This is a genomic window from Mesorhizobium sp. RCAM 06353, from assembly GCF_059683585.1.
Genome location: NZ_CM185031.1, coordinates 3,477,256 through 3,501,080, shown reverse-complemented (window position 1 = coordinate 3,501,080; position 23,825 = coordinate 3,477,256). Strand labels below are relative to the sequence as shown.

The window sequence follows — 23,825 nt, the reverse complement described above, 5'->3', positions numbered from 1 at the left end:
GTGGTGCATCACCATCGCGACGTCCAGAGGCAAGCCTCAATGCCGCTTGAAATACTGCACCTCGCGCTCATGCTTCTCCGCCGCCTCGCGGTTATCGAACGTACCCAGGTTCCGCCGTTTCCCGGTCTTCTCGTCCTTCTTGCGCGAATAAAGCCGGTATTTTCCGTCCTTGAGTTTGCGGATCATCTCGCTCTCCCCAGTTAGGATCGATCAGGATTTCCGATTGGCCTTGAGGTTGCGCGCGGCCTGCTCAGTTGCGGCGCGGTCGCTGCCCAGGCGGTCGATCAGCGCCTGCGCCTCGTCGCCCGATATGCCGGTGCGCACGGCCAGCGCTTCGACCTCCAGCACGTCGGTGCTGGCGATCTCACGGGTTTGCGGCAGCGCGTCGTCGGCCGTCAGCGGCAAAGCGGCTTCCCGGTCGATCTCCATCGCGGCCTGGTGCCAGTGGCGATCATGGTCGCCATGGGCGCCGCCTTCGCGTTGCCAGATGGCGTAGGCGCGGTCGCGGATTTTTTCGTTGCGGTCATCGGTCATGTCGGTTTCTCCCTTGTGTGAGGGGTGAACGCCGGGCCGGTGCGAACGATCCAAAAAATTTGCGTGATCGAATGTCCAGGGATGGTGCGCGAGTCAAGCAGCCGCCGCCCCTACTCACACTGGCGCCTCGGCCCGCCGGAATATGGCTGGTAGCTGTTGTCTTCGGGGCGGTAGGAACGGTAGCGGCTGAAGCAGGACTGGACGTGGTCGTCCGAAAGGTCCGCTGCTGCAACCAGGGGCGCGGCGCCGCCTTCGACATAGCTGACTTCGGCGGGCTGCTGCGCGCTCTGGTCGGCGGCGGTGTCCAGATAGGGCGACACGCAGGGCCGCTGCTGTCCGCTATAGGACGTGTAGCTGTTGTCGTCGGCATTGTAGGAGCGGTAGCGGTCGGCGCACCAGCTGACATGGGCAGGTGGCAGCCTGGCTTGCTGCTCGCCCGGCGGCACCGCGCCCGTATTGGTCGGGTCGGGCGCCTGCATCCTGGCGGCGGCGTCGGGCGCCGCGGGTTGCGCGGCGGCCACGCGCTCCAGGCCTTGCGCCGCCTTGTCCACGGGCTGTGCGTCCTTGGTCCACAGCTGCGAGACACTGTCGGCGGGCTTCGCCTGATGCACGGGCTTGGCGACAATCAGCCAGGCCGCGAAAGCCAGCCCGCTGGCGAAGACCGCAAGCGTCAGCACGAAGCCGCCGACCAGTGCCAAAACCGCTTTCATCACACACTCCTTGAGTCCCTGCTAATAGAATGCGGAGCATCAAGACTGGTTCCAGCATGCGAGCATATGGCAAGGGTCGGCGACTCGAGCGGCCTGCCGCTGCGCAAGGCAGACCGCCTCGTCGCCTCAAACCGGCAGCCGCACATCCACCGTGAAGTCGTTCTCCACGGCCAGCAATGCCGCCACCATGTCCTTGTCGCGCTGCCGCTTCTGCAGATAGAGCCCCAACAGCCAATCCAGCGAGATCCGCCCGGCGCCGGCGACGGCCAGCACGAACATGCCGCCTGAAATCGCCAGATCCTTTTCGAAGTTCAAGAGCTCGGCCTGGCTGGCGAAGTTGGTGTGGAACAGCGTGGCCGTTGCCAGGCAGAACAGGCCGAGGCCGATGGCGCCCAGCCGCGTCAGCACGCCCGTCGCCACCGAGAGCCCTGCCCCCAGTTGCAAGGCGATGGTGGCGACAAACAACGGCAGGCCGACGCCCTGAGCGGCCATCGCCTTGGCGGCGCCGTCGAAATGGGTGGCCAGTGTGACGCCCTCATGCAGGAAGATGAAGGACATAAGCAGGCGGCCGACAAGCAGGGTCACGTCCCTGATGTGGTATTTCATGGCGAGGCCGGTGAGCTTCGCGGCGAGTTCGGTCGGGTTCATGGGGCAGCCTCCAATTTTGGGCACAGGCAGGCGCCGCGCCCGCCTGGGGATGCACGGGAATGTCGCCTGCCGGATATGAGTTCGAAAAGGCCGGAGCCGGCTCGAGGGAGAGCGCCGGCTCCGGCAATGGGCGCCAGCCACGAGCGCCCGAGCTGGGATTCACTAGGTTGAGGTTGGCGCCAGGGGAACTTACTGCGTCACCTTGGTGTCGATGGCTTTCTGCAGGTCGGAAAGCTCGTCGCAGCCGGCGGGGCAGAGTTTCTGCAGCGACGCCAACTGTTCCTTGGCCTTGGCCATGTCGCCGGTCTCGACATAGAGCTCACCCAGATATTCGCGGGCGGCCTTGTGGTCGGGCTTCAGCTCCAGCGCCTTGTTGTAGTAGGTCAGCGCGGTGGTGAAGTCGCCGGTCTTGCGCAGCGTGAAGCCGAGCAGATTGTAGACGTCGGCCTGCTGGTTGTCCTGCGCCAGGTCCCGCAGATCGGCCAGCGCGCCCTTGTAGTCCTTGGCGGCGATCTTGGCCTGGACGGCGGTGAGGTCGGGCGCGTCGGCACCCTCGATGTCATCGACCGCATAGGCCGGCATGATGGTGGCGACGGGAACCACGGTCAGCACGGCAATGGCGCCGAGCAGGCCGTAGAGGGCGTTTTTGCCCAGGAAGGATTGTATCATCGTCTTTCTCGCTTGGTTTGGGTTGCCGCGTTCAGACCTGCACGGGGGTGAAGCCATAGGCATTGCCGTCCTTGACGAAGACGCCGGTGCCGGGGAACGGGAAGTGCGAACCGGAAATGCGGATGTTGTCCGCGATCACCTGGTCGATGATCTTGTGGCGGGTGGTGATCGCCGTCGGCCCGTCCTGGTCGTAGGCGCCCTGCCACTCCGGATGCGGCGCCAGAAGGGCGGGCACATACATGGTGTCGGCCGAGATCATCAGCTGCTCCTTGCCGGAATTGGCGAGGTAGACCGAGTGGCCGGGCGTGTGGCCGGGGGCGGCGATGATCTGGATGCCGGGCGCGACTTCCGCACCGTCCTCGACCAGCTTCCAGTTCTTCCATTTCGGAAAATTTTCGGCGATGCGCTTGCCCGCCGGCTTGCGGCCTTCGGGCAGCTTGGCCAGGCGGCTGGGGTCGGTCCACCAATTGTATTCGGTGGCGTTGACGATCAGCTCGGCATTGGGGAACACCGGCGTGTTGGTGCCCTTCTCCATCAGGCCCCAGACGTGGTCGGGGTGGAAATGCGAGATCATGATGGTGTCGATCGCCTTGTAGTCGATGCCGGCGGCGGCCATGTTGGCCGGCAGGTGCGTGGCGTTGGCCTGCCACTGGCCGACGCCCGAGCCGGCATCCATCATGATCAGCTTGCCGCCCATCTTGAGCACGACGACGGTGAGCGGAATGGGCATGAAGTCGGTGGTCAGGCCCGCCTTGGCGAGCGCCGCCTTGGTGTCGTCGACGGAAACATCCTTGATGAAGGCCGGGTCGTGCGGCTTCTTCCAGATGCCGTCATAGATGGCGGTGACCTCGATGTCGCCGACCGTGTATTTGTAGAAGCCGACGGTCGGCTCCACCGGCGTTTGCGCGAAAGCAGGGCGGGTGAATTCAAGCTTGCCTGCAAGGCCGAAGGCAGCGGCAGCAGTGGCGGTTCCAAGCAGTGTGCGGCGTGTCATGCTGAACATGGGTTATCTCCTGTGGGGTTGCGTGGCGGTGGTAAAAGTCGGAAGGCGAGAAATTCCAGGAGTGACGGAGGGCCACGCCACATGGCCCCCCGTCCTGATTGCGGACCGGGTCGGGACCTCGAGGGTGTCCCAACCCCTGAACTCAGTTGCCCCAGATGCCCTGGCCGGGTTCATCCGCATCAGATTTCATCGTCGCCTGGGAACTGTGCCGGACCATGTCCGGCTTGCGCATCGAGGCGGTGTAGCTGTTGTCGATGGTGGCCGTCGTCGGGTTGACGGGGCGGTCGCCGAAATGGTCGCTGCCGGCAAAGGCGCCAGTGGTGGCAACGAGGATGGCAGCAGTGGTGAGAGCGATGTTTTTCATGACGATGGTTCCTGTTTGTTGAGAATTTGCTTGAAGGCCGGAGCGCGCTCAGCGGCCCCAGAGGCTTTCGTCGTTGTGCCGGTTGATGATGTCCTGCACCGAGCCCTGGCTCGGCCCGGTCGTCACCTTGGCGTCGACGCCGTTCTGCTGCGCCGTGTAGGGGATGGACGCGGTGGCATTGGTGTCGACGGAGGCGACAGGCTGGTTGGCGTTGTCGGCGCCGAAATGGTCGCTGCCGGCAAAGGCAGCACTCGAGGCAAGCAACATCGCAGCCACGCTGAGAGCGAGCTTGGTCATTTCTGATGAATCCTTGTTTCGTTTCTTCGCGTCGCGGGCCGGCAGATTGGCCCCGCTGTAGTGAAGACCCGGCAGGGCCGTGCTTTATTCCCGAGGGCGGTGAGATTTTTTGGAAGGGCCGGAATCAGGGCTCGGATGGTGCACTGGCGCCGTTTTGCAGCCAGAGGGTAAGTGAAGCGCGCTGCTCCATTCCCTCCCCGAAGAGCCAACAGGCGGGAGGGGGAAAACAGCCCCCCAGACACACTTCAGAAACAATATTCAACAGTTCGGAAAAACTGGCGAAAAGATCGGATGGCATAAGCGTCCGTCAACGGCCGGGAATCGGCTGCCGCACACGCACCAGATGCATCGGCAGTGCAGCCGGCAAGGCCTGTCAATTGCGGCGGCAGCCCGGCAATACGCAGTCAGGGCGAGAAAGTTTGGAAATGGATTACGGTATCGATATCGCCGCATTGGACAGGGACGCGGCAAGGCCGGGCAGAGAGCCCGAAATTGGCGACGCGCAGCCGAAAACCGGCTCCGCAATGGTCGCCCGCCCCCAGATCCTGACGGGCGCCGATTTCGCTATGGCGGGTCAGCCCGACGAGCGGCTGGACAAAGTCTTCGAGCAGCTCGCCCAGACATTCGCCACCTTGCCGGCGGTGATCTCCGACGGACGGAGCTGGACCTATGAGGAGCTGGATAGCCGCGCCAACCAGTTCGCCCGCGTGCTGATCAAGCGCGGCGTGCGGCCGGGCCACCGGGTCGGGCTCATTCTCGACCGGTCGGCGGAGACCTATGTCGCCGTGCTCGCCGTCGTGAAGGCAGGCGCCGCCTTCGTGCCGCTGGCCACCGCCTTTCCGCAAGAGCGCATGGCCCTGATCATCGAAGACGCCAGCGTCAGCCTGATCGTCACCATCGCCACCTATGCGTCGCGCGCCGATCAGCTGCCGGTTCCCCATGTGCTGATCGACAGCGCCGCCGCCGAGATCTCCAAACAGTCCGGCGCGCCGCTGAAGCCGCACAAGGCGCCGGCATCCAGTGCCGGCGAAGACATCTGCTACATCCTTTACACATCGGGCACGACCGGCAGGCCGAAGGGCGTCGCCGTCAGGCACCAGAGCTTCGTCAACTTCATCCGCGTCGCCGCCGCATCCTACGGCTACCGGCCGGGCGACCGCGTCTACCAGGGCATGACCATCGCCTTCGACTTTTCTTCCGAAGAGATCTGGGTGCCGTTCGTCGCCGGCGCGACCGTGGTGCCCGCACCCGGCCAGATGCCGCTCGTCGGCGAAGAGCTCGCCGATTTCCTGCGTCTTCACGACATCACCTGCATGGCCTGCAGCCCGACCCTTCTGTCGTCGATGACGTCTGACGTGCCCAGCCTGCGCACGCTGCTGGTCGGCGGCGAAGCCTGCCCGCACAATCTGGTGGTGCGTTGGTCCAAGCCCGGCCGGCAGATCCTCAACACCTACGGCCCGACAGAGGCGACCGTCACGGCAACGATGGGCGCGCTGACGCCCGACAAGCCCGTCACCATCGGCGCGCCGCTGCCCACCTATTCCATCGTCATCCTCGACCCTTCGCTGCCGGAACTGGCCGAGCCCAGTGAACTGGGCGAGATCGGCATCGCCGGCATCGGCCTCGCCGTCGGCTATCTCAACCGGCAGGACCTGACCGACCAGAAATTCATCGCCGATTTCCTCGGCCTGCCGAACAACCCGTCGCAGCGCATCTACCGCACGGGCGACCTTGGCCGGATCAACGAGGATGGCGAGATCGAGTATGCCGGGCGCATCGACACCCAGGTGAAGATCCGCGGCTATCGCATCGAACTCGGCGAGATCGAGGCGGTGCTGCTCGACCAGCCGGAGATCGCGCAAGCTGCCGTCACCACCTGGGAGATCGAGCCCGGCCGCGTCGAGCTCGTCGCCTATTACGCACGCAAGGCCGGCCAGCCGGCGCTCTCGCGCGCCGACATTGCCCAGACGATGAAGCGCCGCCTGCCGGATTACATGGTGCCCTCCTATCTGGAGGAACTGCCTGTCATCCCGATGACGGTCTCCAACAAGGTCGACCTGCGCCAGCTGCCGAAGCCGACAAGTGTGCGGCTTTCCGCCGACCGGGAGATGGTGGCGCCCGGCAATGACGACGAACGTTTCCTGGCCGAGGCGCTGGCCGCGGTGCTGAAATTCGAAGACGTGTCGGTCGAGGACAATTTCTTCGACGATCTCGGCGCCAATTCGCTGCTGATGGCGCATTTCTGCGCCCGCGTGCGCACCCGCAAGGAATGGGCGACGACGTCCATGCGCGACATCTATCTCTATCCGACGGTCGCGCGCCTGGCCAAACATTTGAGCGTGCCGGAAGAGATGACGACGGCCACCAACGAGCCTGTCCTCACCCGCCGGGCATCGAATTTTGCCTATTGGACCTGCGGCATGGCGCAGTTGCTGTTCTACGGGGTCTACAGCTATGTGGCGCTGTGGGCGATCAACATCGGCCTCAACTGGATGTATGACGCGCTCGACGATCCGCTGCAGCTCTACATCAGGTGCGTAGCGCTTTCGTCCGGCGTCTTCTTCGGCATGACGGGCTTTGCCGTGCTGGCGAAATGGGTGCTCGTCGGCCGCTGGAAGGCCGAGGCGTTCCCGATCTGGGGCCTGCGCTACTACCGCTTCTGGGTGGTCAAGACATTGATCCGCACCGCCCCGGTCGTGCTGTTCCGTGGCAGCCCGCTCTACAGCTTCTATCTGCAGCTGCTGGGAACCAGGATCGGCAAGAACGCCGTCATCGAATCCCGGTCCGTGCCCGTCTGCACGGATCTGATCTCGATTGGCGCCAACACCATCCTGCGCAAGGAATCGCTGATCCTCGGCTTTCGGGCGCAGTCCGGCTACATCCATATGGGTCCGCTGACCATCGGTCGCGATGCCTTCGTCGGCGTCGGCTCGACGCTCGACATCGACACGTCGATCGGCGACGGCGGCCAGCTCGGCCATTCGTCCTCGCTGCAGCGGGGGCAAAGCATTCCGGACGGCGAACACTGGCATGGGTCGCCGGCCGTGCCGACTACGGCGGACTATTGCAAGGTGCGCAACGAGAACCCGTCCGACATCCGACGCTTCCTCTTCGAAGCGGTGCAGTTGATCGGGCTGTTTGCCGTTGTCATCCCGCTGCCGCTGCTGTTCCACAGCTATTGGGAGAATGTCGGCGACGACTATCAGGAGACGATCGGCCTAGTCGCGATCGGCACCACGGTCACGCTTTTCGGCTATATCGCCGTGGCTTTTCTCGCCGCGACCCTGCTGCCGCGCCTGCTCAGCCTGGTGCTGAAGCCAGGCCGCACCTACGCGCTCTACGGTTTCCGCTACTGGCTGCAGGCGGCCACCGAATTCTCGAGCAATTCACGTGTGCTCGGGCTGCTGTTCGGTGACAGCTCGGCGATCGTCTATTACATGCGCGCTGTCGGCTGGAACCTCAACAAGGTGGTGCAGACCGGCTCCAATTTCGGCTCCAACCAGCAGCACGAAAACCCGCTCCTGTGCGAGATCGGCACCGAGACCATGGTGTCGGACGGCCTGTTCATGATCAACATGCACAAGTCGGCCTCCGCGTTCCGGCTCGAGCCGACGCGCATTGGCGAACGCAACTATCTGGGCAACAACATCTACTATCCGCCGGATGGACGCACGGGCGACAACGTCCTGCTCGGCACCAAGGTGATGATCCCCATCGATGGGCCGCTGCGCGAGAATGTCGGGCTCCTGGGTTCGCCTGCCTTTGAAATCCCGCGCATGGTCAACCGCGACAAGGAACTCATCGCCGGCGTCGACGAGGCCGACCGGCGCAAGCGCATCCCGTTCAAGAACCGCCACAATCTGGTGACGATCCTTCTGTTCTTGGCAACGCAATGGGTCATGCTGTTCGCCACGATCGCGATCTGGGACCGGGCGCTGAACTACTATACCGAATGGGCGGAGGTCGCTCTCTTCGTCGCCGTGCTCCTGACCTCGGCGATCACCATTCCGTTCTACATTTTTGTCGAGCGGGCAAGCCTTGGTTTTCGCAGGCTGAAGCCGCGGATAACGACGATCTACGACGTCGACTTCTGGCGTCACGAACGCCACTGGAAGCTGGCGGACTCGCCGATCGTGAACTTGTTTGGCGGCACGCCGTTCCGGCCGATGATCCTGCGCCTGCTCGGCGTCAAGGTCGGCAAGCGCGTCTATGACGGTGGAGCCAACCTCACCGAACGCTCGCTGGTCGAGATCGGCGATGACGCCACGCTCAACGAGGGCTGCGTCATCCAGGCTCACTCGCTGGAGGAAGGCGCGTTCAAGTCCGACTACATCCGCATCGGCAAGGGCTGCACGCTCGGACCGTCGGCCTTTGTCCATTACGGCGTCGTGATGGGTGAAGGATCGGTGGCCGATACCGATTCCTTCGTCATGAAGGGCGAAGAGCTGGAGCCCTACTCCATATGGCGCGGCAACCCGGCCAAGCTGCATCGCTTCGTGATCCCGGTCACGGAAGACGGCGCCAAGGCGCCGGCTTGAAGGCCGCAGAAGTCCGTCTCGCTCCCGTGACCGAGGCCAACCGGGCCTTGGTCGCGTCGTTGGAACTGGCCCCGGACCAGACGGATTTCGTCGCTGGCAATGCGGAGTCGCTGGAGGAGGCCGAAGCCGACGAGGACGCCCGGCCGCGTGTGGTGATGGCCGGGGATCGTGTCGTCGGTTTCCTGATGTACGACGCACCGGAAGATGACGACGAGGCGCGCATCTATCGTTTCATGATCGACCGCGCCAGCCAGGGCAAGGGCTATGGCAAGGCCGCGTTGCGCGAGGTGATGGACGAAATCCGAGGGCTCGGCCACATCAGGCACGTTTCGATCTGCTATGAACCCGAGAATGAAGCGGCGCGCCAGCTCTACCGCGCCGCCGGTTTCGTCGAAGAAGGGCTCGACGAGGATGGAGAAATGATCGCCGACCTCGCCCTGCCGAGGGATGACCGTTGACGCTGCCGCCCTCCCCTGAAGGCGCGTTGATCGAAGCGATGGCGGCAATTGCGCCCCCAGGTGTCCGGACCGGATGCCGGCTGATAGGCGACGCGGACGAGGCCCATCTGCTGCCCGAAGAGGCGCGTTCCATCTCCGCGCGCCAGCCGGCCATGCGGCGCGCCAGCGGTACCGCCCGCTGGATCGCGCACCGGCTGCTGGCCGATATCGGCATCGGCAACGTCGCCATCCCGCGCGCGCCGTCCGGTGCCCCGGTCTGGCCGGACGGGATAATCGGTTCGCTCGCCCATGACGACGACATGGCCGTGGCGGCGGTCGCGCCTGTCGGCCGCATCGTCTCGCTCGGCATCGATGTCGAGCCCGCCCAGCCCCTGCCGGATGATATTTTCGCGATCGTTGCAACCGGCGCGGACCGGACAGGCGCGGCCGACCGGCGGCTCGCCGGCCGCATCCTGTTTTGCGCCAAGGAAGCGGTCTACAAAGCGGCCTATCCGCTCGATCGCGAGGTGCTGGGCTACGAGGATATCGCCGTCGACCTCGATGCAGGGCGTGCGACGACGAAGACCGGCCGCAAGGTCAGGCTCGGATACTGCGTTGCCCCGCGCGTGGTCGTCCTGGCGTTTGTGGGCGAATAGTGCGCCGCCCTATTCGCTCACAATCTCCCGATAGTCCCTCACCGCGCCATCCAGCCCGCGAATGCGCCATGTCTCCCCGTCGCTTGCTTCGATAGGGCACGGCCCGAGCGGCACCTTGCCGCCGCCTTCGGGGAGGTCGAGCACGTAGACGGGGTTGCAGATGCCCGACAGCCGCGCCCTCAGTGCTTCCACCAGCGCTTGGCCCTCGGCGATCGTCGTGCGCCGGTGCGCCATGCCGCGCGCGAGGTCGCCGTGGTGGAGGTAGTAAGGCTTGACCCCGAGGCGATACATCAGCTCGCGGCAGAGCTCCTCCAGCACCTCGACGCTGTCATTGACGCCTTTAAGCAGAACGCTTTGGTTAAGCAGCACGAAGCCCGCTTGCCGCATCGTCCGGCAGGCTGCCTCGGTGGCGTCGGTGATCTCGCGCGCGTGGTTGAAATGGGTGACGACGGTCACCATCAGTCGGCCCTGCAGCGCCTCGACCAGCCCCGACGTGATGCGCGACGGCAGCACCACCGGCACGCGCGTGTGGATGCGCAGTAACCGCACATGCGGAATCGCCTCGATGCGCGCGACGATCTCGGCCAGGGCCTTGTCGGGCAGCGACAGCGGGTCGCCACCGGTCAGGATCACCTCGCGGATTTCGGGATGATCCGCGATATAGGCCAGCGCCGGCTCCAGCGCCTCACGCGTGTAACCGCGACCGATCGAGGTCAGCGATTCCTTGCGGAAGCAGAACCGGCAATAGACCGCGCATTGATAGGTCGGGAACAGCAGCACCCGGTCTGCATGGCGATGCGTCAACCGGGGCACCGGGCTGAAGTCGTGGTCGGCGATCGGATCGCCAAGCTCGCCCTCCGTCTCCACCAGTTCGTCCGGCGACGGGATGATTTGCGCGCGGATCGGATCGGCGGGGTCGTTCCAGTCGATCAGGTCGAGATAGGCTTTTGGCGCACGCACCTTGTGGAGCGCGGCGGCAGCTTGTGCCGCTGCGCGCTCGGCTAGCGACAGCGGCAGGGAGGCAAGATCGCGCACATGGCGCACGCCCTGGCGGACATCGTCCTGCCAGGCGGCGTCGGGGGTGCCGGTTGCATCTTTTAGGTCGGTCATTGGCGGTCTCGGAGTGGTCTCGCGGACCTATCGGCCGGATGGGCCGCGCGGTCAACCACTGTGGCAGCGCCAATGTGCCCGTCGCGCGCTGTCGAATACGCGGGCACGGCGTTGCCTCACCCTCACCCTTGTGGGGGTCTTCACCCGTGACCTCTCTTCCCGCCCACCAACCCCAGCCGCAGCAGGCTCTCGGCCGTGGCGACAATCGCCTCTTCGGCCGGGCGCGGCGTCCAGCCGAGCAGGCGCGTCGCCTTTTCGCCGGTGGCGTCCATCATCACGCCGAGATGCCTGGCCAGCATCTTCGTCGTCGGATCGCCGCGCAGCGCCAGCAGGCGGATCACCCAGTTGGGGATTTCCCGCCTCGGCACCTTGGTCGCGGCCGCGCCCATCCGCCGGCGCAGTACCTTTGCGACATCCGCCATCCACAGGCTGTGGCCCGAAATGCCGATGAAGCGCTCGCCCTTGGCCGCCGGGCTGGTCATCGCCAGCAGGTGCAGATCGGCAAGGTCGCGCACGTCGACATAGCCTGAGTTGACCTTGGGACAGCCGGGCATGCCGTCCATCAGCCGCTTGATCAGCCCGATCGAATGCGAGAAGTCGGCGGCGAGCACAGGGCCAAGCACGGCGACCGGGTTGACGACGGAGAGTTCAAGGCCGCCGCCCTCGCGAGCGATGAAATCCCAGGCAGCGCGCTCCGACAGCGTCTTCGATTTCTGGTAGGGCGCGACAGTGCCGCTGAGGTCGGTCCAGTCGGTCTCGTTGAACGGCCTGGTCTGCGGCGCATGCCCCATGGCGACCGCGCCGATGGCCGAAGTCAGCACCACGCGTTTCACGCCGGCATCGCGCGCGGCCTTGAGCACCCGCAGCACGCCGTCGACGGCGGGCCGCACCCAATCCTCCTCGCGCGTCTGGCTGCCGGAGGGCGTCGGCGAAGCGCCATGCATGACATAGGCGCAGCCGGCGGCCGCCTCGGCCCAGCCGGCGTCCGCGGTCAGGTCGGCGGCAACGAAGGACAGGCGGTCACCGGGTTCGGCGCCGCCTTCCCTCAGCATCGCGCGCACCTCCGCTTCGCGCTGGAGCGAACGCACCGTCGTGCGCACGCGGTAGCCGGCGTCTAGCAGCTTCAGCATGCAATGCGATGCAATGAAGCCTGAGCCGCCGGTCACCAGCACCAGTTCGTCGTTCATGTCGGCTCCTCTGTCGTCGCCGCTCGCGACGACGTTTGATCGCCCCTCAGCTATGCGCCCTCGCCCGGATTGTGAATGCTTGAAAATCCGCATAAGTTGCGCGAAAGTACAAAAATGACGAGCGACCCCTTCTCCGACATCCTCAAATTCACCAGCGCGCAAACCATGGTGACGGGCGGCTTCACCGCCGGCGGGCCATGGGCGCTGCGCTTTCCGGCGCCCGAAAAAATCAAATTCTTCGCCGTGGTGAAGGGTGATTGCTGGATCCGCCTGGAGGGCGAGGACGAGCCGGTGCAGGCGCAAACCGGCGACGTGTTGCTGCTGGCTTCGCGGCGCTCCTTCGTCCTCGCCAGCGACCTGTCCGTCCCGCCGCTCGACGCCATGGCGGTGTTTTCCGGCTGCAAGATCGCGCAGCTCGGCGACGGCGAGGATTTCGCCCATATTGGCGGCCATGTCCTGCTCGACCAGGCGAGCGGGCGGCTGCTGGCCGATGTCTTGCCACCCTGGATCCACATCCAGGCCTCGTCGCCACAAGCCACCATTCTGCGCTGGATCCTCGACCAGCTGGTGCGCGAGCAGGCGGATGGCCAGCCGGGCGCCAGCCTTGCCTCGGCGCAGCTGGCGCAGTTGCTGTTCATCCAGGTGTTGCGGGCGCATCTGCAGACGTCGAGCCTGATGCCTGCCGGCTGGCTGCGCGCGCTCGCCGATCCGCGCCTGGCGCCGGCGCTGCAGCTGATGCATGGCGACCCCGGCCGCGACTGGCATCTGGAAGAGCTCGCCAGGGCCGCCGCCATGTCGCGCACCAGTTTTGCCTTCCACTTCAGGCAGACCGCCGGCGTCGCGCCGCTGACCTATTTGACGCAATGGCGTATGCATCTGGCCGAGCGCGCTCTGCGCGAGGAGGATACGCCCGTGGCCGTGCTGGCCCGCTCGCTCGGCTACAGCTCGGAAAGCGCCTTCAGCAACGCCTTCAAGCGCGCCACCGGCACCGCCCCCAAGCGCTATCGGACCGCGGGGAAAGCCGAAAAGTCGGAGGATACGGAGGCGAAGTCGCTGAGCCTGGTGTCTTGAAACTTCGCGACGAGCCAAGCCTTGCAGCGCCGCGCTGACCCCCACCCCGCTGCTTCGCAGCGAACCTCCCAACAAGGGGGAGGGTGAGGAAGCGCCTTATCCACCCATGGAGCGGTGTTGTTGTGGAGACGCGAAAAAGCTGCGCTCCCCACCTCCCCCTTGTGGGGAGGTCGGACCGAAGGTCCGGGTGGGGGTGCTGGCGCAGACCTTGCAGAACTTGGTTCCCTACCCTGCGGACCGGAAGCAAGCACAAGCAAGACAGGTGGACAGCTCGGGGCTGTCCACCTGGCCCCCGCCTGATGCATGTCGCCCCAAAGGGGGCATCGGTTTTCAGGGAACCGACATGCAGGCCCGCGGACAGAGTGAACGTTGGCGTCCGCTGCGGCCAGTCGTCATATGACGGGTATCAGCTCAAAGCGGCTAGTCCTTGGCGCGATAGGCTTCCGGTATCACGAACACCTCGTCGGCGCGGCCATAGCCGCCGTCGGGGACTTCCTCCACCAGCACCATCGTGGTGGGGCGTACGACCTCGCCGAAAAAGTCGACGAACATGGCTGTGGTCCGGTGGATGAGGTCTTCCTTCTGTGCCTTGGAAAGTGCGGCCTGCGGTACTTTGATGTTGGCGAATGGCATGGTCGTATTCCTTTTCCGTTGAAGTTGGATTTCAGGCTTTGGGATGGAGCAGGTCGGCAAGGCCGATCCGCTCCAGCAGTTGCGCGCGCACGCGGTCGGCAACGCCGTTGACGATCACGGCGCCATCGTCCGAGGGGTCGATATGGACGCGAAACGGGCGGCTCCCGTGCGGCATGGCGACGAGGTCGACGATTGCCGCCGCGATCTCGGCCGGATCGGCATCCGCCGGCTCCAGCGACGCCAGCCCCTTCAGCGCCTGCTGATCGGCACCGGCATAGGGACCTGACCAATAGGCGTCGGCGCGCGCCGCGTCGGCTGGTGCCGCCGCATGGTGGAAATGCTCCGTGCCCTTGGTGAAAGCGCCCGGCACCACGATCGTCGTTTCGATGCCGAAGCGGGCGAGTTCCAGCGCATAGCTTTGCGCCAGCGCGTCCATGCCGGCCTTGGCGGCGAAGTAAGGCGCCAGGAAGGGCGGCGTGCCGCCGCGCGTGCTGCTCGAACCGACCCAGATCATCTGCGCCCGGCCGAGAGACCGCATATGCGGCAGGGCGGCGCGGTTGACACGCTGCGTGCCGACGACGTTGACGTCATAGAGCTGCGCCAGCTGTTCGGGCGAGAACGCCTCGGCCGGGCCGAACCCCATATGCCCGGCATTGTGGACCAGCACGTCGAGCTGGCCGGCCTCAGTGACGATCTGCTGGATCGCCGCCCGCGCCGAGGCATCGGAGGTGACGTCGAGCGCAATGGTCCTCAGCGCCACACCCTCGTCACGAGCGAAGTTTTCCATCGCGGCTACCGCAGCACTACGTGCCGAGGGGTCGCGCATCGAGGCATAGACATTGTGGCCCGCCCTTGCCAGCGCCCGCGCCGCCATCGCGCCGAAGCCTGAGGAAGCACCGGTGATCAAAATTGTCTGTTGCATGATCGTCTCCTTCAGATAACGCCGCCATTGGCGCGGATGATTTGTCCGTTGACCCAGCCGCTATCCGGCCCGGCGAGGAATGCGACGACGCCGGCAATGTCATCGGGCTGGCCGAGCCGGCCGAGCGGGATCATCTTGGCCGTAGCCTCGATCTGCGCCGCGCTCTTGCCGTCCGTGAACAGGGCGGTCTCGACCGGTCCGGGTGCCACGGCGTTGACGGTGACGCGGCGCGCGCCAAGCTCCTTGGCCAGGATGTGCGTCATCGCTTCGACAGCCGCCTTGGTGGCGGCATAGACGCCGTAGCCCGGCTGGTAGAGGCCGACGACGCTCGAGGAGAAATTGACGATGCGGCCGCCATCCCTCAGGCGTTTTGCCCCTTCGCGCATACCACGGAACACACCGCCGAGATTGATCGCCACCTGCGTGTCGAAGGTGGCGTCGTCGGTCGCCGCGATCGGCGAAAGCTTCATGATGCCGGCATTGTTGACGAGGATGTCGACGCCACCAAACGCCTTCTCGCCCGCGTCGAACAGCGAGGCGATGCCTGTGGGATCGGCGATATCGGCCTGCACGGCAATCGCCTTGCCGCCTTCGGCTTCGATCGCGCCGACGACCGCTTCGGCCTCGGCGCGGCCGCGTGCATAGTTGACGACAACAGCGACGCCGTCGCGGGCGAGCCGCTGTGCGATCGCCGCACCGATGCCCTTGGAGGCGCCGGTCACGATCGCGGTTCTGGTTGGATTTGTCATGGAAGCCTCTCCGTGTTGTCAGTGACACGGATATAGACGTCGCCATCCTCCGGATAATCAGTCGATCCTTGACATCACTATTCGGAAACTGCGAACAAAAGCGATGGATCGTCTGGACACGATGCGGCTCTTCGTCCGCGTTCTGGAACGGCGCAGCTTCACTGCTGCCGCCGCCGATCTCGGCCTGCCGCGCTCAACCGCGACGGAAGCGATCCGGCGGCTCGAAGAGCATCTCGGCGCCCGTCTGCTGGAACGGACGACGCGGCAGGTGAACGCCACGCAGGACGGCGAGGCCTATTACCAGCGCTGCCTGTCGATCCTGGCCGAGATCGAGGATGCCGAAGCCGCCTTCCGCAACGCCGAGCCCTTCGGCCTGCTGCGCATCGACGCCAGCACGCTGCTCACCCGCACCTTCCTGCTGCCGCGCCTGCCGGAGTTTTTGGCCCGCTATGTCAGGATCGACCTGCAGATCGGCCAGAGCGACCGGCTGGTCGACCTCGTGCGCGAGGGCGTCGACTGCGTCATCCGTGTCGGCGAGCCGCCCGACAGCGGCATGATCATGCGGCGGCTGGCCATGATCCGCGAGATGACTTGCGCCAGTCCCGCCTATCTCTCTCGCCACGGCATACCCGCCTCCCCCGACGCACTCGACGGCCATCAGGCGGTCGGCTTCGTCTCGTCGCGCAGCGGCGAGGTGCTGCCCTTCGAATTCACCGTCAACGGCAAGACGCGCGAAGTCCGGATGCCGGGCCGCGTCGCCGCCAACAATTCCGACACCGCCGCCGATCTGGCGCGGCTCGGCCTCGGCCTCATCCAGGCGCCGCGCTATCGCTTCGAGAAGGACCTGGCCGACGGCACGCTGGTCGAGGTGCTGGCCGACTACCCGCCCTCGCCGACGCCGCTGTCGGCACTCTACCCGCAGAACCGCCAGCTCTCTCCACGCCTGCGCGTCTTCCTCGACTGGGCGGCGCGCATCTTCGCCGAGGCGAACCTTTAAAAGCAATTCCAGGAAAAGTGTGCAGCGGTTTTCCGTCCGGAATTGCGTCAAAAGAGAGAGTAGGCATGCAGCCATCGGTTCCGTTGCCCATCATGGTAGCTCGCCGCTATCGACCCCATCGCTGACGAAACCGTAGGTGTTGAGGCAAAATGGCATTACTCTGCAAAATCTGGGGTCTTGGGGCAAAAGGATGGATTTCAGCACAGGCCATGGCTACCTCCTCATCGGCGGCCTCATCCTGGTCGGTGCCGGGCTGCTGATCCTGTCGCTAATCGTCAATCTCCGCGTCGCTCACAGCGTGCGCGACGACGTGCGCCATCGCGAAAAGCTGCTCGAATATTACCGCAACATCTTTTCACAGCTGGGCGTGATCCTGATCGGCATCGGCGTGTCCCTGTTCATCTTCTTCTTCCAGCAGAACTATCAGGACCAGCGCAGACGCGAGACGGAACTGCAGCAGGTTCTCGCCAAACTGGCGGCGCGCATTGCCCGCGGCGCTCCCGTCGTCGGCTCGCTTGGAGAATTCGACGCGCTGCTGGATGAAGGCGGACCCTATGTCAGTCCGGAGCTTGGGGGAACGAACGCCGCGGTCAGCGCGCAGGGAACCGAGCTCGGCAAGCAGGTCGCCGAGGTCCTTCTGGTCGAGCGCGACGTCGATATCAGGGACTTCGACATCCTGAACCTGTCGCGCGATTTCGAATCCTCCTTCGTCGTCAACGAACTCGATCCGACGCTGTGGTTCAACATCGTGCGCGACGAGAGCGAGATCAAATACGCCACCACCCAGCTCGCCCTCGATTACAAGGACCTGCAGGACGCGATCGGTGGCGATCCGGTCGAGGTCGCGCTCGCCGATCCTGAAAAGCAACGCAAGGTCAAACATGAGGTGCTCGACATCTTTTACGATGCCGACCTGCTGCGCCAGCGCAGCAGGCGATTCCTCGGCCGTGCGTGCTGGCTCCTAGGCAACGGGCGTGGTTTCGTCGGCCTTCGGCCGATCGATGCCATCGAGGCCGATGCGAGATCGCACCAGGAGTGGATCGAGCGCTCGAAACCGCTACTGACGCAGGCAAAGTCGGGCAGCGGCGATTGCTTCAAACTGCTCCAGTACGGCCCGCCGGCATGAGCTGAGAACGAGAGGGCAAGGCCCGCCACTCTGGTGTCAAATCCAATCACTCTCAACAACCGGGCTCGACCCATTGCGCCCCTGCGAATGAAGCCAGTCGTCCTAATCCCTTTTCCCGCCTATCCGCCCGCGCCCGTCTGCCGGCATCTGCCCCGATGAGCCCAACGCAGCTTGTATGACTCCAAGCTAATATGATACCCTTGCATAATGCGCGGACTGCTGGCACTTGGGATGCTGGTACTGGCGGCTACAACGGCAGCCGCAGGTGAGCAATTGTTCGACTCCATCGCCGCCGGCGACAAGGGTGCCGTCGAGCAAGCCCTGGCAGGCGGTGCCAACGTCGACAGCCGGGCACGCGACCAGGCAACCCTCCTCATCGCTGCAGCGCTCGACAACCAGCCGGAAATCGCCGAATTCCTGCTGAGCAAGGGTGCCGACGTCATGGCGCGTAACTCGGGCGGCTTTACCCCGCTTCATGCTGCGGCCTTCTCGGGAAGCCTGCCGATCGCCAAGCTGCTGCTGGAAAAAGGCGCGGTGCTCGACGATGCCGCCAACAAGGCGGGCGCTACGCCGTTGTTGGTGGCCGGCGAGGAAAACCACGTTGAACTGGCCGAATTCCTTATCGCGAAAGGCGCCGATGTGAACCATCCCGAGGGTCATGGCTACATGCCGACAACGCGCGCATTCTGGAAGGGCAACACGGATATCTTACGACTGTTCAAACGCCATGGTGCTACCTGCCAAGTCAAAATCCTTGGCGAGGCGAACGCGGCGAAGTGCGCGGAGATCCACGATTAACGGAGGATGCAGATGAGCACGATGATCAAGTCACGACTGGTTCGGAATTTGGGAGCGGCTGCCTTGGTCGCGGTAGCTGCGGTCGCCGGGGCGGGATCGGCCTGGGCCGACGATTCGGTAAACACCGGCTATTTCGGCGGTGTGGCGATCATGGGCTACGACACGGTCGCTTACTTCACTGACGGCAAGGCGGTGAAGGGCTCCGAAGAATTCACTTATGAATGGCTGGGGACACCCTGGCATTTCGCCAGCAAGAAACACAAGGAAATGTTCATGAGCGAACCGGTCAAGTACGCTCCTCAATATGGCGGCTACTGTGCTGGCGAAGTCGTGGGCGGCGGGGTCACGATCAATGTCGATCCGGAAGCATTCAAGATTATCGACGGCAAGCTCTACCTGATCTACGACGTCGGCAATGCGGACGATTTCGCCGCGCATGCGGCTGAAAACATACCGAAAGCCGATGCCAACTGGCCGAAGGTCGCGGCCAATTTGGAGCTCGACAAGTATCACTGAGACCAAGGTCGCCTACTGGACGACCGTGAAGTGAAACACCTTACTTGTATTGACAAAGGAGTAGCCTTTGCCGGCTGCGTCGTTGCGTCTGTAGACGGGACCGCAGTCGGGGCGCCCGAACAGGTTCTCGCTCTGCTCGCACAAGAGATCGCCATCGACGTAGACGGTCTCTGTGACCAGCCGCGTCGTCGTGCGGAAGGCCGCCTTGCCGTCGCTCCCGATCTGAAGGAAGGCTGGTTGTAGTGCGGGTTCGATCTGGCCTTGCAGTGTATGGCCAATGACGAGGGACGCGATCTCCGCACCCTTCAAATGGTCGTGTTCGTCCGGGGTAAAGCCGTAGGGCCATTCGGGTAGTCCTGCCTGGCGCAGCGCATTGACGATGGTCGCCAGATCCTGCGGGTTTCGGAAATGTTGAGTCATCTGCCACCCAGCCAAGGAGTCCACGTAGCTGGACCCTGCTCCGAGGCGGAGCCCATCGGCAATTGCGGCTTTCGCATCCGGTAGACGGCCGCCGCGGACATACGCCGCAGCGAGCGTAAACCGAAAGTTGGCAACGGTGGGCGCGTCGTCGCGTGTGCGTTCGAGAGTCTCGATCGCTTTCTCGACATTCCCCTGCAGAAGAAAAGCCAGCCCAGCAGCTTCCCGGTTGATGGCGGAAAGGTCGGGGTCGAGCCTGAGCGCCGTCTCGACCGCATTGGCCGCTTCGGCGTGATTGCCGGCGTATAATTGAACATATCCAAGGGCAGCTTGCGCGTCTGCATCGCCCGGACCGATTGAAACAGCCTTCTTGGCAGAGGCAATCGCATCTTCGTAGCGGCGATTCACGACTTGCATGATACCGAGGATCGCATAGGGCGACGAAAGGTCCGGTTCGAGTTCCAAAGCTCGGCTCGCCTTCTCATAGGCGCGCTTTCGTGCGGGCGCGCTCTGGATGATGTCGTTGAAGGACTCGCGCCAGACATAGACGGTCGTGCGCGCGTCGGCCGCAAAGGCTTCTGCGAAGGCGGAGTCGAGCCCCTCCGCCTTTTCATAGAGCGCAAGCGCCTCCCGCAGACCGGCCAGCAGGCCGCTGCGTGACGCCGTCTCGGCTTGTAGATAGTAATCGTAGGCCTCGAGATTATTCGTCGGCGGGCGTGCCATGCGCTCGCTCTCCGCTGCCGAAGCCTGGATACCGAGCGCTTTGGCGATCTCCCCGCTCATCTCGTCCTGGACGGCAAACACGCCGGCCATGCCACGGTCGAACCGATTGGCCCACAGATTATCGCCGCTTGCTGTGTCGATGAGCTGAGCATTGACGCGGATTTGCTCGCCGGTGCGGCGGACGCTGCCCTGAACGACATAGCGGACGCCCAAGTCGCGCGCGACATCGGTTAGCACCGCAGGCTTGCCCTTGTAGGCGAACACCGAGTTGCGCGCGATGACGTCCAGACCGGAAAGCTTGGTGAGGTCGGTGATCAGATCCTCGGTGATGCCGTCAGCGAAATAGTCCTGGCCTGGATCGCCGCCGAGGTTCGCAAACGGCAGCACGGCAACCGATGGCCGCGATGGCATCGAGAATTTGTGCCATGCGAAAACGCCGGCAAGCACGGCAAATGCCAGAGCCGCGACACTCGCCAGGATCATGACGCGCGAGACCGACCGGTGGGGCGCAGCCACGACCTTGCCCGAGGCTGCGGGATCCAGCAGCAGCCGATAGGCGCGAACGGGATCAGCGATGTTCTTGAGGCGCTGCTCGCCAAGACTGGCAAAGCCGACATCAACCTTGTGCACCGCGTGATCGAACGCCGTGCCCGAGATACATACTCCGCCTGGCTCGGCCATAGCCTCAAGGCGCGCGGCGATGTTGACGCCATCGCCGTAGATGTCATTTTCCTCGACGATGACGTCGCCGAGATTGACGCCGATGCGAAACCGGATCTGCCGGGCATCACCGGTGCCTTTGTTGCGATCGGCCATCCGACGCTGGATCATGGCAGCACACTGGACGGCATCGACGACACTCGCGAACTCGACCAGCGCGCCGTCGCCCATGAGTTTGACCATGCGACCGTGGAATTCCTTGATCGCTGGGTCGACCAGTTCGCGACGGCAACTTTTCAACCGCTCGAGCGTACCGACCTCGTCCTCGCCCATGAGCGTGCTGTATCCGACCACGTCGGCAGCAAGGATTGCGGTAAGCCGTCGCTCCATACCTGCCTGCGCCCTCCCGGTCGATCACGCGGCTTCGCTGCAGCCTATTCCAGTCCCGCGTCGGACGCGAGCGTAAGCAGCCGCTTTCACTGAGACGCGTGCATCTACTGAATCACCGCGAAGTGGAACACCTTGCTTGAGTTGACGAAGGAATAGCCGCCGCCTCCATCGTCACGACGTTTATAGACGGGTCCGCAGTCCGGGCGCCCGAACATATTCTCGCTCAGCTCGCACAAAAGGTCGCCATCCACACGGACAGTCTCGGTGACCAGCCGCGTCGTGGAGCGGAAGGCAGCCTTGCCGTCGCTCCCGATCTGGAGGAAGGCTGGTTGGAGACCAGGTTCAAGCTGGCCCTGCAGCGTATGGCCCAGCACCAGCGAGGCGATCTCCTCGCCCTTCAAGCGGTCGTGCTCGTCGCCGGTGAAGCCGAACGGCCATTCGGGCAAGCCGGCCTGCTGCAACGCGTCGATGATGAGAGCCAAATCGCGCGGGTTACGGTATTGGGCACCGTTGAGCCGATATGCAGACAATGAATCGGACCCAGCTGTCGACGTGGAACGTAGTCCCTCGGCGACCGCCGCTCTTGCATCGGGCAAACGGCCGGCGCGGGCGTAGGCCGCAGCGAGGTCAATCCTGAAATCTCCAACTGACGGCGCCTCGTCGCGGGCGCGTTCGAGCGCCTCGATCGCCTTGTCGGTGTTGCCTTGAATGAGAAAGACCAGACCGGCAATTTGCCGGTTGATGGGGGAAAGGTTGGGATCGAGCCTGAGCGCCGTCTCGACGGCAACGGCTGCCTCGGCATGATTGCCGGCAAACAGCTGGACATATCCCCGCGCGATCTGTGTCTCGGCATCTCCGGGGCCGAGCGCGACGGCTCGCTCGGCCGAAGCGATGGCTTCCTCGTAGCGACGGTCCACGACCTGCATGACGCCGAGAATCGCATAAGGCGACGAAAGGTCCGGGTCGAGTTGCAGCGCACGGCTTGCCTTCTCATAGGCGCGCTTGCGCGCGGGCGCGCTCTGCATGATGTCGTTGAACGATTCGCGCCAGATATACACTGTCATGCCTGCATCCGCCGCGAAGGCTTCGGCAAAGGCGGGGTCAAGCTCCTCCGCCTTGTCGTAGAGCGTGAGCGCCTCCCGCAGCCCGTCGCGCCGGCCGGTCCGCGCCGTCTGCTCGGCCCGAAGATAGAAGTCGTAGGCTTCGAGGTTTTCGGTCGGCGGGCGCGCCATACGCTCGCTTTCCGCTGCCGAAGGTTGCATGCCAAGCGCCTTGGCGATCTCCCCGCTCATCTCGTCCTGGACGGCAAATACGCCAGCCATGCCACGGTCGAACCGGTTGGCCCACAGATTGTCGCCCGTTGCCGTGTCGATGAGCTGGGCATTAAGGCGGATCTGCTCGCCGGTGCGGCGGACGCTGCCCTCGACAACGAAGCGCACGCCAAGGTCGCGCGCGACGTCCGCCAGTGCTGTAGGCTTGTTCTTGTAGGCAAATACCGAGTTGCGCGCGATGACGTCCAGACCGGAAAGCTTGGTGAGGTCGGTGATCAGATCCTCGGTGATGCCGTCAGCGAAATAGTCCTGGCCTGGATCGCCGCCGAGGTTTGCAAACGGCAGCACGGCAACCGATGGCCGCGATGGCATCGAGAACTTCTGCCACGCAAACATACCGGCAAGCACGGCAAATGCCAGAGCCGCGACACTTGCCAGGATCATGACGCGCGAGACCGGCCGGTGGGGAGCGGCCGTGACCTTGCCCGATGCCGAGGGATCCAGCAGCAGCCGATACGCACGAACGGGATCGGCGATGTTCTTGAGGCGCTGCTCGCCAAGACTGGCAAAGCCGACATCAACCTTGTGCACCGCGTGATCGAATGCGGTTCCGGAGATGCAGACTCCGCCTGGCTCGGCCATAGCCTCGAGGCGCGCGGCGATGTTAACGCCATCGCCGTAAATGTCATTTTCCTCGACGATGACGTCGCCGAGATTGACGCCGATGCGAAACCGGATGTGGCGGGCATCAGCGGTGCCTTTATTGCGATCGGCCATCCGGCGTTGGATCATGGCAGCACACTGGACGGCATCGACGACGCTGGCGAACTCGACCAGCGCCCCGTCGCCCATGAGTTTGACCATGCGGCCGTGGAATTCCTTGATCGCAGGATCGACCAATTCGCGACGGCAACTTTTCAACCGTTCGAGCGTACCGACCTCGTCCTCGCCCATGAGCGTGCTGTATCCGACCACGTCGGCAGCAAGGATTGCGGTGAGCCGTCGCTCCATGTGATGGTGTCCTGCCTCGTCCACCCAAGCTTCGCCGACGAGCGTATTCGACTGGCATACCGAATGCGAGCGTGCTCAGCACACTGGGCAGCGATAATGCAACCACGTCGTTTTTGCGGCCATTGCCCACATGGATCAGTTTACGAGCCAAAAGCGGATGCTGCCGAATGGATGCCCTGGGCCTACGAGATCGGACCTTTGAGGTTGAAGGTCCGCTATCGTTCTTCCCTCCCCATAAGCGGACCTACTGCTCTCGGCCCAAAACCGGACGCTCCTGTCTGGCGCTGAGCGTCGGCAGTTGGCGCGCAACAGCCTTTCGGACGCGCCAAGAGGGGCGACGTTCGCTCCAACATCCATGCCGCGGGAACGGCCGGCTAGGTCAAGGTAA

23 protein-coding genes are annotated in these 23,825 nt (G+C 64.3%); 8 read left to right on the top strand and 15 right to left on the bottom strand.

Going from position 1 to position 23,825, the window contains the following annotated elements:
- Window positions 1-36 precede the first annotated feature (36 nt).
- From AC56QX_RS16895 to AC56QX_RS16860, 8 genes are all read right to left on the bottom strand, one after another.
- Window positions 37-186 (bottom strand): hypothetical protein, encoded by a 150-nt coding sequence (locus tag AC56QX_RS16895; protein ID WP_140708733.1) that lies wholly within the window; start codon window positions 184-186, stop codon window positions 37-39.
- 24 nt (window positions 187-210) lie between these two features.
- Window positions 211-534, bottom strand: a complete 324-nt coding sequence (locus AC56QX_RS16890; RefSeq protein ID WP_497117493.1) for a DUF2934 domain-containing protein — start codon at window positions 532-534, stop codon at window positions 211-213.
- A 110-nt stretch (window positions 535-644) separates the two neighbouring features.
- The gene (locus tag AC56QX_RS16885; protein WP_497117491.1) at window positions 645-1,244 is read right to left on the bottom strand and encodes a BA14K family protein; all 600 of its coding nucleotides are present in this window, start codon (window positions 1,242-1,244) and stop codon (window positions 645-647) included.
- 126 nt (window positions 1,245-1,370) lie between these two features.
- Window positions 1,371-1,892, bottom strand: coding sequence for a DoxX family protein (locus AC56QX_RS16880; RefSeq protein WP_497117489.1), 522 nt, complete (start codon window positions 1,890-1,892; stop codon window positions 1,371-1,373).
- Between the two features lie 189 nt (window positions 1,893-2,081).
- A complete protein-coding gene (locus AC56QX_RS16875) occupies window positions 2,082-2,561 on the bottom strand; it encodes a tetratricopeptide repeat protein (protein ID WP_497117487.1) in 480 nt (159 codons plus the stop codon).
- Window positions 2,562-2,592: 31 nt separating this feature from the next.
- Window positions 2,593-3,564 carry an MBL fold metallo-hydrolase gene (locus AC56QX_RS16870; RefSeq protein WP_497117485.1) on the bottom strand — a complete coding sequence of 324 codons (972 nt, stop codon included), beginning with the start codon at window positions 3,562-3,564 and terminating at the stop codon, window positions 2,593-2,595.
- A gap of 142 nt (window positions 3,565-3,706) precedes the next feature.
- Window positions 3,707-3,928 (bottom strand): DUF680 domain-containing protein, encoded by a 222-nt coding sequence (locus AC56QX_RS16865; protein WP_497117483.1) that lies wholly within the window; start codon window positions 3,926-3,928, stop codon window positions 3,707-3,709.
- 48 nt (window positions 3,929-3,976) lie between these two features.
- Complete coding sequence (locus AC56QX_RS16860) at window positions 3,977-4,225, bottom strand: DUF680 domain-containing protein (protein WP_497117481.1); 249 nt, start codon at window positions 4,223-4,225, stop codon at window positions 3,977-3,979.
- A 425-nt stretch (window positions 4,226-4,650) separates the two neighbouring features.
- Here AC56QX_RS16860 and AC56QX_RS16855 point away from each other — a divergent pair, with 425 nt between their 5' ends.
- From AC56QX_RS16855 to AC56QX_RS16845, 3 genes are read left to right on the top strand one after another with little or no spacing between them, the layout of a single operon-like run.
- Window positions 4,651-8,763 carry a Pls/PosA family non-ribosomal peptide synthetase gene (locus AC56QX_RS16855; RefSeq protein ID WP_497117479.1) on the top strand — a complete coding sequence of 1,371 codons (4,113 nt, stop codon included), beginning with the start codon at window positions 4,651-4,653 and terminating at the stop codon, window positions 8,761-8,763.
- Window positions 8,760-9,221, top strand: a complete 462-nt coding sequence (locus AC56QX_RS16850; RefSeq protein ID WP_497117478.1) for a GNAT family N-acetyltransferase — start codon at window positions 8,760-8,762, stop codon at window positions 9,219-9,221. Before AC56QX_RS16855 ends, AC56QX_RS16850 begins: the two co-directional genes overlap by 4 nt.
- A complete protein-coding gene (locus tag AC56QX_RS16845) occupies window positions 9,218-9,856 on the top strand; it encodes a 4'-phosphopantetheinyl transferase family protein (protein WP_497117476.1) in 639 nt (212 codons plus the stop codon). Before AC56QX_RS16850 ends, AC56QX_RS16845 begins: the two co-directional genes overlap by 4 nt.
- Before the next feature lie 9 nt (window positions 9,857-9,865).
- Here the strand turns inward: AC56QX_RS16845 and AC56QX_RS16840 are convergent, their stop codons facing one another.
- Both AC56QX_RS16840 and AC56QX_RS16835 read right to left on the bottom strand, forming a co-directional pair.
- Window positions 9,866-10,966: a KamA family radical SAM protein gene (locus AC56QX_RS16840; RefSeq protein WP_497117474.1), complete on the bottom strand. Its 1,101-nt coding sequence runs from the start codon at window positions 10,964-10,966 to the stop codon at window positions 9,866-9,868.
- Between the two features lie 140 nt (window positions 10,967-11,106).
- Window positions 11,107-12,153 (bottom strand): SDR family oxidoreductase, encoded by a 1,047-nt coding sequence (locus AC56QX_RS16835; RefSeq protein WP_497117472.1) that lies wholly within the window; start codon window positions 12,151-12,153, stop codon window positions 11,107-11,109.
- A gap of 75 nt (window positions 12,154-12,228) precedes the next feature.
- Here AC56QX_RS16835 and AC56QX_RS16830 point away from each other — a divergent pair, with 75 nt between their 5' ends.
- A complete protein-coding gene (locus tag AC56QX_RS16830) occupies window positions 12,229-13,224 on the top strand; it encodes an AraC family transcriptional regulator (protein WP_497117470.1) in 996 nt (331 codons plus the stop codon).
- Between the two features lie 420 nt (window positions 13,225-13,644).
- Here the strand turns inward: AC56QX_RS16830 and AC56QX_RS16825 are convergent, their stop codons facing one another.
- Genes AC56QX_RS16825 through AC56QX_RS16815 form a run of 3 tightly spaced genes read right to left on the bottom strand, consistent with a single transcriptional unit; the run spans window position 13,645 to window position 15,528 of the window.
- A complete protein-coding gene (locus AC56QX_RS16825) occupies window positions 13,645-13,857 on the bottom strand; it encodes a tautomerase family protein (protein ID WP_497117468.1) in 213 nt (70 codons plus the stop codon).
- Between the two features lie 31 nt (window positions 13,858-13,888).
- Window positions 13,889-14,782: an SDR family oxidoreductase gene (locus AC56QX_RS16820; protein WP_497117787.1), complete on the bottom strand. Its 894-nt coding sequence runs from the start codon at window positions 14,780-14,782 to the stop codon at window positions 13,889-13,891.
- Between the two features lie 8 nt (window positions 14,783-14,790).
- The gene (locus AC56QX_RS16815; protein ID WP_497117466.1) at window positions 14,791-15,528 is read right to left on the bottom strand and encodes an SDR family oxidoreductase; all 738 of its coding nucleotides are present in this window, start codon (window positions 15,526-15,528) and stop codon (window positions 14,791-14,793) included.
- 103 nt (window positions 15,529-15,631) lie between these two features.
- Between AC56QX_RS16815 and AC56QX_RS16810 the strand changes: the two genes are divergently transcribed.
- From AC56QX_RS16810 to AC56QX_RS16795, 4 genes are all read left to right on the top strand, one after another.
- The gene (locus AC56QX_RS16810; protein ID WP_497117464.1) at window positions 15,632-16,525 is read left to right on the top strand and encodes a LysR family transcriptional regulator; all 894 of its coding nucleotides are present in this window, start codon (window positions 15,632-15,634) and stop codon (window positions 16,523-16,525) included.
- Between the two features lie 190 nt (window positions 16,526-16,715).
- Window positions 16,716-17,651 (top strand): hypothetical protein, encoded by a 936-nt coding sequence (locus AC56QX_RS16805; protein ID WP_497117462.1) that lies wholly within the window; start codon window positions 16,716-16,718, stop codon window positions 17,649-17,651.
- Between the two features lie 207 nt (window positions 17,652-17,858).
- Entirely contained in the window at window positions 17,859-18,449 is a 591-nt protein-coding gene (locus AC56QX_RS16800; RefSeq protein ID WP_497117460.1) for an ankyrin repeat domain-containing protein, read from the top strand.
- 12 nt (window positions 18,450-18,461) lie between these two features.
- Window positions 18,462-18,965, top strand: a complete 504-nt coding sequence (locus tag AC56QX_RS16795) for a YHS domain-containing (seleno)protein (protein ID WP_497117457.1) — start codon at window positions 18,462-18,464, stop codon at window positions 18,963-18,965.
- A gap of 12 nt (window positions 18,966-18,977) precedes the next feature.
- Here AC56QX_RS16795 and AC56QX_RS16790 read toward each other — a convergent pair whose 3' ends face one another.
- Window positions 18,978-21,155: an adenylate/guanylate cyclase domain-containing protein gene (locus AC56QX_RS16790; RefSeq protein WP_497117456.1), complete on the bottom strand. Its 2,178-nt coding sequence runs from the start codon at window positions 21,153-21,155 to the stop codon at window positions 18,978-18,980.
- 104 nt (window positions 21,156-21,259) lie between these two features.
- The gene (locus AC56QX_RS16785; protein ID WP_497117454.1) at window positions 21,260-23,437 is read right to left on the bottom strand and encodes a tetratricopeptide repeat protein; all 2,178 of its coding nucleotides are present in this window, start codon (window positions 23,435-23,437) and stop codon (window positions 21,260-21,262) included.
- Window positions 23,438-23,825 lie beyond the last annotated feature (388 nt).